At 71.3% G+C, this 13,259-nt stretch carries 9 protein-coding genes and 1 pseudogene; 4 read left to right on the plus strand and 6 right to left on the minus strand.

From position 1 onward, the window contains the following. Positions 1 to 76: 76 nt before the first annotated feature. Positions 77 to 1,780 carry a hypothetical protein gene (locus QYS60_RS07675; RefSeq protein ID WP_371382836.1) on the minus strand — a complete coding sequence of 568 codons (1,704 nt, stop codon included), beginning with the start codon at positions 1,778 to 1,780 and terminating at the stop codon, positions 77 to 79. Positions 1,781 to 2,006: 226 nt separating this feature from the next. On the opposite strand from QYS60_RS07675, the gene QYS60_RS07680 reads away from it, so the two are divergent. Beyond that, positions 2,007 to 3,050 carry a M23 family metallopeptidase gene (locus tag QYS60_RS07680; protein ID WP_371382837.1) on the plus strand — a complete coding sequence of 348 codons (1,044 nt, stop codon included), beginning with the start codon at positions 2,007 to 2,009 and terminating at the stop codon, positions 3,048 to 3,050. A 64-nt stretch (positions 3,051 to 3,114) separates the two neighbouring features. Here QYS60_RS07680 and pcrA read toward each other — a convergent pair whose 3' ends face one another. After that, on the minus strand, positions 3,115 to 5,553 hold the full coding sequence (gene pcrA, locus QYS60_RS07685) for a DNA helicase PcrA (RefSeq protein WP_371382838.1): 2,439 nt from the start codon (positions 5,551 to 5,553) through the stop codon (positions 3,115 to 3,117). Positions 5,554 to 5,842: 289 nt separating this feature from the next. Between pcrA and QYS60_RS07690 the strand changes: the two genes are divergently transcribed. Next, entirely contained in the window at positions 5,843 to 6,151 is a 309-nt protein-coding gene (locus QYS60_RS07690; RefSeq protein WP_003937752.1) for a chorismate mutase, read from the plus strand. Between the two features lie 140 nt (positions 6,152 to 6,291). Here the strand turns inward: QYS60_RS07690 and QYS60_RS07695 are convergent, their stop codons facing one another. Continuing rightward, positions 6,292 to 7,743 (minus strand): NAD-dependent succinate-semialdehyde dehydrogenase, encoded by a 1,452-nt coding sequence (locus QYS60_RS07695; protein WP_371382839.1) that lies wholly within the window; start codon positions 7,741 to 7,743, stop codon positions 6,292 to 6,294. A gap of 79 nt (positions 7,744 to 7,822) precedes the next feature. Here QYS60_RS07695 and pgi point away from each other — a divergent pair, with 79 nt between their 5' ends. After that, the gene (gene pgi / locus QYS60_RS07700; RefSeq protein ID WP_371382840.1) at positions 7,823 to 9,457 is read left to right on the plus strand and encodes a glucose-6-phosphate isomerase; all 1,635 of its coding nucleotides are present in this window, start codon (positions 7,823 to 7,825) and stop codon (positions 9,455 to 9,457) included. Positions 9,458 to 9,519: 62 nt separating this feature from the next. On the opposite strand, the gene QYS60_RS07705 is transcribed toward pgi, so the two are convergent. From QYS60_RS07705 to QYS60_RS07715, 3 genes are all read right to left on the minus strand, one after another. Beyond that, entirely contained in the window at positions 9,520 to 10,338 is an 819-nt protein-coding gene (locus tag QYS60_RS07705; protein WP_371382841.1) for an FAD:protein FMN transferase, read from the minus strand. A gap of 94 nt (positions 10,339 to 10,432) precedes the next feature. Next, the gene (locus QYS60_RS07710; protein ID WP_371382842.1) at positions 10,433 to 12,067 is read right to left on the minus strand and encodes an acyl-CoA dehydrogenase family protein; all 1,635 of its coding nucleotides are present in this window, start codon (positions 12,065 to 12,067) and stop codon (positions 10,433 to 10,435) included. Continuing rightward, the gene (locus tag QYS60_RS07715) at positions 12,064 to 12,669 is read right to left on the minus strand and encodes a TetR/AcrR family transcriptional regulator (protein ID WP_371382843.1); all 606 of its coding nucleotides are present in this window, start codon (positions 12,667 to 12,669) and stop codon (positions 12,064 to 12,066) included. Before QYS60_RS07715 ends, QYS60_RS07710 begins: the two co-directional genes overlap by 4 nt. 58 nt (positions 12,670 to 12,727) lie before the next feature. On the opposite strand from QYS60_RS07715, the pseudogene QYS60_RS07720 reads away from it, so the two are divergent. Next, positions 12,728 to 13,259 (plus strand): annotated as a pseudogene (locus tag QYS60_RS07720) (hypothetical protein); the annotation flags it as partial.

The following is a 13,259-nucleotide window of genomic DNA, read 5'->3' on the forward strand; positions in this document are numbered from 1 at the left end:
AGTCGGAAGTCCCACCAAACGCCCGCACTCCTGGTATGTGTCGCATGTCACCGGAGTGAGGACCCCCGGGGGTACCTCACGGATTTTCCTCCCGGATTGTGAGCCACGCCGCAGCCAGGAGGAGCACCACCCCCAGGATTGCAGGCAGCGTGAGGACTCCGTTCACCGGCTCCTGCTCCGAGGTCCGTACGAGCGCCCACGAGGCCGCGTACAGGGCCACCGAGGCCGCCGCGCCGAGCAACAGCGCAGTGCCTCGGGCCGGCCGCGCACGCCCTGCGACCAGCACCGCCGCTACCACTGCGACGGCCAGCACCGCCCGCCCCCACACGTCGTAACCCCAGGGGTACCTCAGCACCGACCCGGCGCCGGGCTGCAACGGCAGCAGCACCCCGACACCGGCGGTGAGAGCCGCAGCCGCGCCCACCGCGCGCGTTACGGGCCCGGCGGTGCGTTCGACGGAGGTGTCGATGCCGTCGCGTTCCGCACCTCCCGCCAGGACGACGAGCACGCCCGTCACCGCCGCCCCCGGGATCGCGGCCCCGGCCAGCCAGGTGCCCGGCCCGGCGCCGACACCGGGCAGGCCCGCGGCGAGCACCCAGGACTGCAGCACCGCCCCGGCGGCGGCGACCACTCCGGCAGCCGGCACCGCGACGGCGGGTCGCAGCGGAGCCGCGAACTCGGACAGCAGCAACCAGAAGCTCAGCGCCAGTACGAGCAGGCCCGCCGCGAACAGCATGCGCGCAGCAGGCAGTTCGGGCGCCGTCGCACCGGCGGGCACCGACAGCACCGGCAGCAGCGACCCCACCGTCGCGACGATGCCGGTGACGATCCCCGCGACACCCGCCTGCCGATGCCGCTTCGCCGGAGCGGGCGGGACCGCCCTGCGCAACCGCGGTGCGGCACGGTCCGACCGCGCGACGAGGCGAGGCAGCGCGACCGCGGACGCGACGAGCAGGACGGCGGCGAGCACGCCGACGGCGACCCCGGGCGACGGCGCCAGCCGCGCACCGGTCAGCCCTGCCGCCAGCCGCGGCCCCAGGACGGCCAGCGCACCGAGTCCCGCACCTGCGAGCACGCCCGTCGCGGCGGCCGACGACGGCGTCACCAGCGCCCACGTTGCTGCCAGCGCCACCGCGACCGCCGCCACCAGGGCACCGAGCGCGGCAGCCGGCGTCGCGTCGAGGACGCCGGAACCGAGCAGCACCGGATCGTTCGACACGAAGGGCGGGGCGAGCAGCGCGCCGGCCGTGACCAGCGCAGCTACCGCCAGGCCGGCTGCGACCGGCGTCGCGGCACGGGCACCGACGGGCCGTTCCTCGACCGGGAGGCGGGCGGCTTCGAGTTGCCGGACCGCGACGGCCCCGAGGACTCCGGCGACGACCGAGGCGAGGTGACCGGCGAGGACGACGCCGGCGCCGGGGCCTGCCGCGAGTCCCGCGGCGGTGACGGGCCGGAACAACTCGAGGCGGTCCGCGTCGAGGGCATCGGTGAACAGCGCGACGTCGAGCAGGGCCGCGCCGAGTGCGACGAACCCTGCGCCCGAGAGAAGCGCGGCGGCCCGGACGGCGGCGAGGGGGCCGCGCCGGCGGGCGAGACTCACCGCACCGACGGGAACCGCCAGCGCGGCGACGGCGGAAACGAGGGCTGCGGCGCCCGAAGCGGCACCGATCGGTCCCTCGTCGGCGCCGACCACCGGAAGGAGGGGGGCGACCGCCACCGCCGTGGCTCCGAGTGCGGCCATGACGAGCGCAGCGACAAGTACGGGCGGACGACTCGGCACGACCCGACGCTACGACGGTGTTCCGGTACATCCCGGCGTGACACACCGTAAGTCTTCGGTATCGCGCCGTAACCAGGGAAATGTTTCCCGATTCGCCCAGCTCAAACTGTGATGCCAGTCACAAGGTCCGTTTTCCTGCCCGTTTAGGTTGCCACGCTTGCGATCGTTTCGTTACCGTCGCTTCGGTCCGAGTAACGGTCAGGTCACGAACGGAGGACGGCAGTCGATGCACACTTGCACGCCACGCGCCGACAGCCGTCCCGACTACGAGTTCGACGATGTCGACTTCGCAGGGGCGACCGACCGCCTCTACCCGGGCCACTGGCAGCCGCACGAGCACTACTTCGACGAGGGCACTGCGGACGATCCGGACGTCTCGAGCATTGTGAATTTCCGTAACACCAGCACCACCGAAGAGTACGAATTCTACGGCGACGAGCCGGCCCGGCCGCTCACCGCCCCCGCGGTATCCGACGGTGATCCGGCCGCCCCGCCTCGTCGCGGCGGCGCCCACCGCGTTCCCACTCCCCCCGCCGCCCTCAAGGGCCGTGCCGCAGTTCTCGCGGTCGCCGCCGGCGCTGTCGTCGCCGCGGGCCAGGCGGCCACCAGCGGTCCCGCTCAGGATTCCGGGCATTCCGAGGTCGCCCTCGCCGCCGACACCACCGGCTCGAACGTCATCACCGCCACCGCGGTGCCGCAGGCCGCCCAGTTCGCCGCGGAGACCGAGTCCGAGAGCGCGACCCCCTCCCAGGCCCCGCAGGTCCTCAACATCGCGGACCCGAACGACCTGTCGCAGTTCTCCAATCTGCTCGCCAAGGGCCAGCGGTTCAGCGAGGAGCGCGCCGCCCGCGAGGCCGCCGCCCGTCGCCCGCTGTTCGTCCTGCCGGCAGCCGGCGTCTTCACCTCCAGCTACGGTGCCCGCTGGGGAACCCTGCACGCCGGTGTGGACATCGCCGGCCCCATCGGGACCCCGATCCTCGCAGTCGCCGACGGCACCGTCATCGACTCCGGTCCGGCGTCCGGGTTCGGCATGTGGGTGCGTCTGCGCCACGCCGACGGCACCGTCACCGTCTACGGCCACATCGATCAGTCCATGGTGACGGTCGGTCAGCAGGTCATGGCGGGTGACCAGATCGCCACCATGGGTAACCGGGGCCAGTCCACCGGCCCGCACCTGCACTTCGAGGTCCACCTCAACGGCATCGACAAGATCGATCCGCTGCCCTGGCTCGCGACTCGCGGCATCTCCCTCGGTATCCGGAACGACTGACCGCCGACCGCATTCGCGGCACGGGCCCCGCACCAGCCGGTGCGGGGCCCGTGCCGCGTCCGGCTCAGAGTTTGACCATCGGCACGCCGCCGACGAGCATCAATCGCACCTTCCCGGCGCTGCCGAAGTCGACGACCACCGTCGCGGTCGGCCCGGAGCCGCGGGTTTCGAGAACCGTGCCGAGGCCGTACTTGTCGTGACTGACCCGATCGCCGACGGCGAGCACGAGATGGTTGTTGCGCGAACGCCCGGAGCTCGGCGTCGGCTGCCGGTCGCCACCGAACCGGGAAGTTCCACCCCCGAAACCGGAACCGATCCCGCCGTAGCCGCCCCGCCCGCGGCCGGCCCCGATGGCGTGCCCCCCGGTGACTCCCGGATCCTCCCGGCGCCATTCCACGAGTTCCTGCGGGATCTCCTGGAGGAAGCGTGATTCCGGATTGGTCACCGGCTGCCCCCAGGCCGAGCGCAGCACCGCGCGGCTCAGATACAGGCGCTGCCGCGCGCGGGTGAGTCCGACGTAGGCCAGGCGCCGTTCCTCCGAGAGCTCGGCCGGGTCGCCGAGGGCGCGCATGTGCGGGAACTGCCCGTCCTCCCACCCGGTGACGAACACCACCGGAAATTCGAGACCCTTGGCGGTGTGCAGCGTCATCAAGGTGACGACCCCGTCGCCCTCCTCGGGGATCTGATCGGCGTCGGCTACCAGGGACACCCGCTCGAGGAATGCCGCCAGCGAACCGGGCTCGGGCTCCCCTTCCGGCACCTCACGTTCATCCTCGAGGCCCGCGGCGTTGCGCGCATCCGAACTGAATTCTCTTGCCACGCTGACTAATTCGTTGAGGTTGTCGAGCCTCGTGCCGTCCTGGGGGTCGTCGCTGGCCTCGAGCTCGGCGCGGTATCCGGTGCGATCGAGCACTGCTTCGACGACGTCGCCGACGTCGACGAGGTCGTTGCCGTCGGCGTCGGTCTCGGTGAGCATCGCCCGCAGTTCGTCCATGAGGTCGACGAACGCGGCGACGGCCTTCTGCGAACGGGAGTTCAGGAGCGGCACGGTCCCCTCGGCGGCGTCGCGCAGCGCTCGGCCGAACCCGACGCCCGTGCGTTCGGCGTGCACCGCCACGCATGCCTCCGCGCGGTCACCGATGCCGCGACGGGGCGTGTTGAGAATCCGGCGCAGGCTGACCGTGTCGTCCGGGTTGGCGAGCACCCGCAGGTACGCTACGAGGTCACGAACCTCCTTGCGCTCGTAGAAGCGCACGCCGCCGACCACCCGGTAGGGCACGCCGTGCCGGATGAACACGTCCTCGAGGGCGCGCGAGGAATTGTTGGTGCGGTAGAAGACCGCAATGCCGGCGAACTTCGCTTCACCGGCGTCGACGAGCCGGTCGATCTCCGCGGCGACGAACTGCGCCTCGTCGTGCTCGTTGTCGGCGACGTACCCGGTGATCGGCTCCCCCGCACCGGAGTCCGTCCACAGCCGCTTCTCCCGACGCCCGGTGTTGCTGGCGATCACCGCGTTCGCCGCCGAGAGGATGGTCTGGGTGGAACGGTAGTTCTGCTCGAGCAGGATCGTGCGAGCCTCGGGATAGTCGCGTTCGAACTCCTCGATGTTGCGGATCGTCGCGCCACGGAACGCATAGATGGACTGGTCGGCATCGCCGACGACACACAGTTCCGCCGGCGCGACCGCGTCGTCCGACACGGTGTCGTCCGCCCCGCCGACGAGCGTGCGGACGAGCACGTACTGCGCGTGGTTCGTGTCCTGGTACTCGTCGACGAGAACGTGGCGGAACCGTCGGCGGTAGTACTCGGCCACCTGCGGATGCGCCTGCAACAGCGCCACCGTCTCCCCGATCAGATCGTCGAAGTCGAAGGCGTTGGCCGCGCGCAATCGCTGCTGGTAATGGGCGTAGACCGTCGCGACGATCCGTGGCAGTTCCGACGTCTCGCGGTCCGCGTCGGCCGCGGCCTCCTCCGGACCGATCAACTCGTTCTTGAGATTGGAGATGTGCGTGGCCAGCAGCCGCGCGGAGTACCGCTTGACGTCGAGGTCGAGGTCCTTGGCGATCATGGTGAGCAGACGCCGGGAGTCGTCGGCGTCGTAGATGGTGAAGTTCGAGTTCATCCCGGACAGCAGCGCCGACTGCGCCCGCAGGATCCGCACGCAGCTCGAGTGGAACGTCGACACCCACATGCTGTTCGCCCGCGGACCGACGAGGTGGGCGACGCGTTCGCGCATCTCGGCGGCCGCCTTGTTGGTGAACGTGATGGCCAGGATCTGGCCCGGCGTCACCCCCCGCTCCCCCAGCAGGTACGCGATTCGCCGGGTCAGCACCGCCGTCTTGCCCGAGCCGGCCCCCGCGACGATGAGCAGCGGAGAACCCGTGTGGGTCACCGCCTCCCGCTGCTGTGGGTTGAGACCCTCGAGCAGAGCATCGGAGGTCGTCGCTCGCACCCCCGGATTCGGGGCGGGGACGGGACGGCCGGAGGCAACGGGAGTGTTCATCGTGGTACCAAACTACCGGCGATCGCCGACAGCCGTGCCGCCCGGGCGGGACCGATTCGACAGGTATGCCTTACTTGGCCGGTTCGGGGACGGGTGGCAAACTGAACGTCATGTCATGTGCTCCACGTCGCCGCTACCGGCGACACTGCCATCGGTACGAGAGCCGATGACCGAGGCCTGACCGCACCCCGAGGCTTCGGCTGCCGCGCCACCGAAGCCCGAGCCGACGGCCGGACCGGTAACGCCCGCAGAATCCGAAGCGATCCCAGAGCTGACGCGAGGAGACGACATGAGCACCAACACCGAGGCCACCGGTTCCGGAGCCAGCGCATCCGATGCTGCCCTGCCCACCACGGAGGCGGAGATCGACGAGCTCCGCAAGGAGATCGATCGGCTCGACGCCGAGATCCTCGCGGCGGTCAAGCGCCGCACCGAGGTCTCGCGCATCATCGGCCAGACCCGCATGGCGTCCGGCGGCACCCGCCTGGTGCACAGCCGGGAGATGAAGGTCCTCGAGCGATTCAGCGAGCTGGGCCAGGAGGGTCACACGCTGGCCATGCTGCTGCTGCGGCTCGGCCGCGGCCGACTGGGCCACTGAGAGGCGACGGCCGACTGGGCCACTGAGAGGCGACGGCCGACTGGGCCACTGAGAGGCCACGGCCGTCCCGGGTCACCGAGTCCCCGGGCTCCGGTACGCCCCCGAGCACGCGACGCTCGGGGGCGTAGCCGTCGCGCAGGTCACTGCAGCGCGATGTACTTCGTCTCGAGGTACTCCTCGATGCCTTCGCTGCCGCCCTCGCGGCCCAGGCCGGAGGCTTTGACGCCGCCGAACGGTGCCGCCACGTCGGAGATCACACCCCGGTTGACGCCCACCATGCCGGACTCGAGGGCCTCGGACACCCGCAGCGCCCGGTCCAGGCTCTGCGTGTAGATGTACGCGGCCAGGCCGTATTCGGTGGCGTTGGCCGCGTCGATCGCCTCCTGCTCGGTGTCGAACCCGGTCACGGCGGCAACGGGACCGAACACCTCCTCGCGCAGGATCCGGGCGTCGGCCGTCACCCCGTCGAGGACGGTCGCGGGGTAGAACCACCCCCGGCCGTCGGGGACGTCCCCGCCGAGTCGCACGCTCGCTCCGGCTGCGACCGCGTCCTGCACCAGCGTGCCCACGGTCTCCCGCTGGCCGGCGTTGATCAGCGGGCCGAGCGTGGTTCCGGGGTCGGTGCCCGGCCCGAGCCGGTACTGCCCCATCCGCTCGGTGAGCTTCTTCACGAACTCCTCTCGCACCGGATTGGCGACGTGGAAGCGGTTCGCGGCCGTGCACGCCTCGCCCCCGTTGCGCAGCTTGGCGGCCAGCGCTCCCTCCACCGCGGCGTCGAGGTCGGCGTCGTCGAACACCAGGAACGGGGCGTTGCCACCCAGTTCCATCGACGTGCGCAGCATCGCCTTCCCCGCCCGCTCCGACAGGGTCCGGCCCACCTCGGTGGAACCGGTGAAGGTCAGCTTGCGCAGACGGGGATCGTCGATCAGCGGGCCGGTGACCGCGCCGGCACGCGAGGTCGGCAACACCGACAGCACGCCCTTCGGAAGCCCGGCCTCGGCGAACAGCTGGGCGAGCAGCAGCATCGTCAAGGGAGTTTCCGACGCCGGTTTCATCAGGATCGTGCAGCCCGCGGCGAGGGCGGGACCGATTTTGCGGGTCCCCATCGCGAGCGGGAAGTTCCACGGCGTGATCGCCAGGCACGGTCCCACCGGCTGCTTGGTCACCAGGATCCGTCCGTTGCCTGCGGGTGCGTGCGTGTAGCGCCCCGAAATCCGCACCGCCTCCTCGGCGAACCAGCGGAAGAACTCGGCCCCGTACTTGGTCTCGGCCCGGCTCTCCGGCAGAGCCTTGCCCATTTCGAGTGTCATCAGGAGCGCGAAGTCCTCGGCACGTTCGGTGATCCTCGCGAACACCGAACGCAGCAGTTCGCCCCGCTCACGCGGCGCGGTCGCCGCCCACTCGTGCTGCGCGGCCACCGCGGCGTCGAGGGCGCGGACGGCGTCGGCGGGGCTCGCGTCGGCGACCTCGGTGAGGGTGTCGCCGGTGGCGGGATCGTGGACGGGGAAGGTGGCGCCGTTCTCGGCGGCCACCCAGTCCCCGCCGAGGAACAGTTCTGTCGGTACGGTCCGGATCAGTTCTTCGGTGTCCATGTCCCACATCATGCGCTCCGGGACCCCGGCCGGTTCCGAACCCGCCGGTAACTACGGGCCCGCACTAGGCTCTGAATTCATGAGCGACGTGACTCGAACCGCACCGTGGCAGCAGTTGGACCGGCACCGTTCGGAACTCGAGGCGGTGGATCTGCGGGGATTGTTCGCGGCGGATCCGGGTCGGGCCCAGCGGTTGTCGGTCACCGCCGGGGACTGGTACATCGACTACAGCAAGCACCGCATCACCGACACCACGGTGGGGTTGCTGCTGGATCTGGCCCGCGCCGCCGGCGTCGAATCCCACCGGGACGCGATGCTCGCCGGGGAGCACATCAACACCACCGAGGATCGGGCGGTGCTGCACACCGCACTGCGCCTGCCGCGGTCGGCGACGCTGCCCGTGGACGGCGCCGACGTGGTCCCCGAGGTCCACACCGTGCTCGACGCCATGGCCGGCTTCGCCGAGAAGGTCCGCTCCGGCACCTGGCGCGGCGCCACCGGACAGACGATCACGACGGTGATCAACATCGGGATCGGCGGTTCGGACCTGGGCCCGGCCATGGTGGCGCGGGCGTTGCGGCACTACGCCGACGGCCCCGACGCCCGGTTCGTCGCCAACATCGATCCGGCGGACCTGACCGCGCAACTGTCCGGCCTGGATCCGGCCAGGACGCTGTTCGTGGTGGCGTCGAAGACGTTCACCACCATCGAAACGCTCACCAACGCCACCGCCGCGCGGCGCTGGCTGGTCGCCGCGCTCGGTGAGGACGCCGTCGCGGCGCACTTCGTGGCCGTGTCCACCAATGCCACCAAGGTCGCCGAGTTCGGTATCGACCCGGCGAACATGTTCGGGTTCTGGGACTGGGTGGGCGGACGGTACTCGGTGGGCTCGGCGATCGGCCTGTCGGTGATGTGCGCGATCGGTCCGGCCCGCTTCGCCGAGTTCCTGGCCGGGATGCACACCGTCGACGAGCACTTCGCCACCGCCCCGCTCGAGGCGAACGCGCCGGTGCTGCTCGGGCTGCTGGGGGTGTGGTACGCGTCGGTGCTGGGAGCGCAGACGCGGGCGGTGCTGCCCTACAGCCAGGACCTGGCGCGGCTGCCGGCGTATCTGCAGCAGCTGACCATGGAGTCGAACGGCAAGTCGGTGCGGCGCGACGGCAGTCCCGTCGACCACGACACCGGGGAGATCTTCTGGGGTGAGCCGGGCACCAACGGTCAGCATGCGTTCTTCCAGCTGCTGCACCAGGGCACCCGGCTGATCCCGGCCGATTTCGTCGGGTTCGCCACCGCGCTCGAGGATCTGCCCACCCGGGACGGCACCGGGAGCATGCAGCAGGTGCTGCTGGCGAACATGCTCGCCCAGGCCAAGGTCCTCGCGTTCGGAAAGACCGCGGCCGAGGTCGCCGCCGACGGCACCGATCCGGCGCTGGTGGCGCACAAGGTGATGCCCGGCAACCGGCCCTCGACCACCCTGCTCGCCCCGGCGTTGACGCCCTCGACGCTGGGCCAGCTGATCGCCCTGTACGAGCATCAGGTGTTCGTCCAGGGCGTGATCTGGGGTATCGACTCGTTCGACCAGTGGGGCGTCGAGCTCGGCAAGACCCAGGCTCTGCAGCTGGCACCCGCGCTGACCGACGAGGCGGACCCCGACACCGGCGACAGTTCCACCGACACCCTCGTCCGCACCATCCGGCGGTGGCGCCGCAAGTAGCACCGGCGGGCCGATGCCGGACCTTCCGGCAGACCCACCGGTTCGGGCACGGGCTCGGGCGTTCAGGCGGCGTGCGGACGGGACCAACGGCGGGTCGTGTGCACCCGGCCGCCGCCGTCGACGAGGCGGGCGGCCAGGTCGTACTGCTCGAGCCACCGCACCGCGGGCGCTCCACGGCGCAGAGCTGCCGCGGCCGCGGCGTCGGCCCACAACGCGTCCTCGGCGATGACGGTGACCTGCACCCACCGTCCCGAGACGTCGTTCTCGCTGTTCTGCTCTTCGTCGGATTCGTCGCGCATACGCGTCGCCATGGCGCTTCCCGCCGGGAGTTCGACGGTGCCGGCGCCGGGGACGGACACCTGCCACCCGCCGGCGGGACTGTGACCGGCGGTGGCCGTCACGTCGCCCATACGCACCAGGACACCGCATTCGAGGCTGCGTGCCACGGTCGCGGCGGCCCGGTCGGCGGTGTCGGCCCTGGCCGTCTCGGTGATGTCGAGGTTGACCCCGAACGGGGCCAGCACGGTCTCGCCGTCGAGGTGGATGTCGCTGTAGTCGGGAAGCGGATGGATGGGCGGGGTGGCGTCCTCGTCGATTCCGGCGTCGTCGGCCGCCAAGGGACTCACCGTCCCGTCGGTCATCCGAGCGGCCCAGAGCGCCGAGCGCAGCAACGCCGACAACCTGGGGCTGACCTGCACGGGAATGCCTTGGGCGAGATTGACCTCGTGGATCTCCGCATCGCCGCGCTGCGGGTTGCAGGCCGCCTCGGATTCCGCGATCGCGGCACGCACCCGCGTTTCGGCCTCCACCAGGGCGGCGTACTCGGTGACGGCCACCGCGACCGGGACCCCCCACTCCCGCCATTCGCTGCTTCTGATCATGAGGGGCTCCGGGCTCGCTCGACGATCGTTGTCGTTACCTCCAGTATGCCCTGCGGATCGTCGCCGGTCGGGGTGGCGTGAGGATCGCCGCCGGTCAGACGCGCGCGAGGATCGCCGCGGTGTCCACGCCGGGGGGCATGGTCCCCAGGGCGATGCCCCAGTCGTCGCCCAGCCGCGTGGCGCAGAAGGCGTCCGCGACGGCGGGATGCCCGTGGCGCACGAGCTGCGCACCCTGCAGGACCAACGCCATCAGTTCCACGATACGGCGGGCCCGGTACTCGATGTTCTCGAGATCGGCGAGTTCCTTGCCGACGCGCGCCAGGGCATCGTCGAGGCGGGAGTCGGCCCCCTCGGCCAGGCGCACCTCGGCGAAGAACGCGTCCACGGTCTCGGGCTGCTTGCCCATCGCCCGCAGCGCGTCGAGGGCGGCGACATTGCCCGAGCCCTCCCAGATCGACATGAGCGGTGCCTCGCGGTACAGCCGCGGCATCCCGGATTCCTCCGCGTAACCGTTGCCGCCGAGGCATTCGAGGGCCTCCGCGGCGTGGGCGGGGGCGCGCTTGCACACCCAGTACTTGGTGACCGCGAGGGCGATGCGGCGCAGCGCCGCCTCCTGCGGATCCGTCGTTGCGCGGTCGGTCGCGCCGGCGAGCCGCATCATCATGGTCGTCGCGGCTTCCGACTCGACGATCAGGTCGGCGAGCACGTTCCGCATGAGCGGCTGGTCGACGAGCAGGGCACCGAACGCCTTCCGGTGACGGGCGTGGTGGACGGCGCGCAGCGTCGCCGCGCGCATCCCGGTCGCCGAGCCGATCACGCAGTCCAGGCGCGTCATGTTCACCATCTCGATGATGGTGTTGACGCCGCGGCCCTCCGCGCCGACGAGCCAGCCGGTTGCGCCCTCGTACTCGATCTCGGAGGACGCATTGGACTTGTTCCCGAGCTTGTCCTTGAGTCGCTGGATGCGGATGCGGTTGCGGCTGCCGTCGGGAAGCACCCGCGGCAGCAGGAAGCACGAGACGCCGCCGGCGGTCTGCGCCAGCGTGAGGAACATGTCCGACATCGGTGCGGAGGTGAACCACTTGTGTCCGACGATGCGGTAACTGCCGTCCGCCTGAGGTGTCGCGGTCGTCGTGTTGGCCCGCACGTCCGATCCGCCCTGCTTCTCGGTCATGGACATGCCGGCGATCAGGCCGCGTTTGGTGGACGGTTCCCGGAGCCCGAAGTCGTAGTGCGGGGCGGTGAGCAGCGGCTCGTACGTCGCGGCGAGTTCGGGGTTGTGCCGCAGCGCCGGTATCACCGCGTACGTCATGGAGATCGGGCACATGTGTCCCGCTTCGGCCTGGCCCCACACGTAGAACTTGGCGGCCCGGGCGACGTGCGCCCCGGCCCGGGGGTCGCGCCACGGTGCCGCGTGCATGCCGTGCTCGACGGCCACCGTCATGAGGTCGTGCCAGTGCGGATGGAACTCCACCTCGTCGATGCGGTGCCCGTAGCGATCGTGGGTGTGCAGCACGGGCGGGTACTCGTTGACGAGCCTGCCCCATTCCTGCGCGCGCGTCCCTCCGGCGAGCGCGCCGATCTCCCGGACCTCGTCCTCGGCCCAGGCGGCTCCTTCGCGGCGCAGACCCTCGAGCAGTGCCGTGTCGTCGGCCGCCTGGTACGGCACGAGGTCGGGCACCTGGTTGAACACCTCGTGGGTGCCGGGAAACGTGGGTGATTCGGTCATGGCCGGGCTCCTAGTGCGCGTAGGGCGAATGCGACGAGTTCGGGGACGGTGTCGGTGGCGGCCACACCGGACTGCAGCGGGCCGGTGAGGACCTCGCCGACGGCGCCGACGAGGGCGGCAGCGGACAGCGCCGGGTTGCGAGAGGTGAGATCGCCCGAGTCGACACCGCGGCGCACGGCGTCCTCGAACGCCGCCGCGAAGGCGCGGCGCAGCACCAGGCGTTCGGCGTCGACGGCCGCGTCGACGGGTTCGGCGAGCAGGGTGTAGGCGAGGGTGGGGTTGCGCAGGGCGCGGCGGGCGAAGGTCTCGACGACGGCGGCTACCTGTGCGGCCGCACCGTGCGGCCGGGCCGCGTCGGCGGCCGCAACGACGGCGTCGACCTCCCGCCCGCACAGGCTGCGGAAGATGCGCACCATCAGTTCGGACTTGTCGGCGTAGTGCCGGTAGACGCTGCCGGTGGCGACGCCGGCGCGCTCGGCGACCGCCGCGATGGACAGTCCCTGGTAGCCGCGCTCGGCCAGCAGGCCCACGGCGGCGTCGGCGATCGCCTCGCGTTGCGCGTCGAGCCGTTGCTGCACGGCGGGGGTCCGGCGGTAGGCCACGAAAGAATTGAACCTCGATTCATAGCTTGGGTCAAGGATGGCGGCTACCGTCGGGACGGTGAACCGGCTCAGCGTGGTGGACGAGATCTTCCTGTACCGACATCGCGGCCTCGGCCTGCCCATCGCACTGCAGGGGCTGTGGCGCACCGGCGACACCGTCGGGGCTCCCCTGTTGATCTCGCTGCACGACGCGCTCGGCTGCGGGCCCCTCGGCCGTCGCGTGGTTCGCCCGCACTTCCCGGGCGCCCGCCCCCGGCTCGAGCCGGGCCTGCGCAGCTACCCGCTGCGCTACCCACCCGAGCCGATCCCCGCCGCCGACGTCCTCACCTGGGCGGACCAGCAGGCGGAGGTGGACGTCGACCCCGAACTCGGACCGGGCTGGGCGCTGACCGCCACCCGCGTCGAGGGCGGCGGAACCGTCGTCTCGCTGGTGTGCTCGCACGTGCTCGCCGACGCGCGCGGTCTGATCGACGCCGTCGCCGACGCACTGGCCGAGCGGATCCGTCCGTCCGACCCCGAGCGCGTCTCCGACATCCGCGACGCGGCGCGGCTGGTCCGGCGCGTCGCCCGCGGCTTGGGGCGGGGCCCCC

It is taken from the genome of Rhodococcus sp. GXMU-t2271, from assembly GCF_041414735.1.
In the GTDB taxonomy this organism is placed as follows: domain Bacteria; phylum Actinomycetota; class Actinomycetes; order Mycobacteriales; family Mycobacteriaceae; genus Rhodococcus; species Rhodococcus indonesiensis.

Bases quoted from the DNA above. Each gene is read 5' to 3' on its own strand.
- QYS60_RS07680 (WP_371382837.1), top strand. From the start codon at position 2,007: ATGCACACTTGCACGCCACGCGCCGACAGCCGTCCCGACTACGAGTTC.
- pcrA (WP_371382838.1), bottom strand. From the start codon at position 5,553: ATGAACACTCCCGTTGCCTCCGGCCGTCCCGTCCCCGCCCCGAATCCG.
- pgi (WP_371382840.1), top strand. From the start codon at position 7,823: ATGAGCGACGTGACTCGAACCGCACCGTGGCAGCAGTTGGACCGGCAC.
- QYS60_RS07690 (WP_003937752.1), top strand. From the start codon at position 5,843: ATGAGCACCAACACCGAGGCCACCGGTTCCGGAGCCAGCGCATCCGAT.
- QYS60_RS07705 (WP_371382841.1), bottom strand. From the start codon at position 10,338: ATGATCAGAAGCAGCGAATGGCGGGAGTGGGGGGTCCCGGTCGCGGTG.
- QYS60_RS07695 (WP_371382839.1), bottom strand. From the start codon at position 7,743: ATGGACACCGAAGAACTGATCCGGACCGTACCGACAGAACTGTTCCTC.
- QYS60_RS07710 (WP_371382842.1), bottom strand. From the start codon at position 12,067: ATGACCGAATCACCCACGTTTCCCGGCACCCACGAGGTGTTCAACCAG.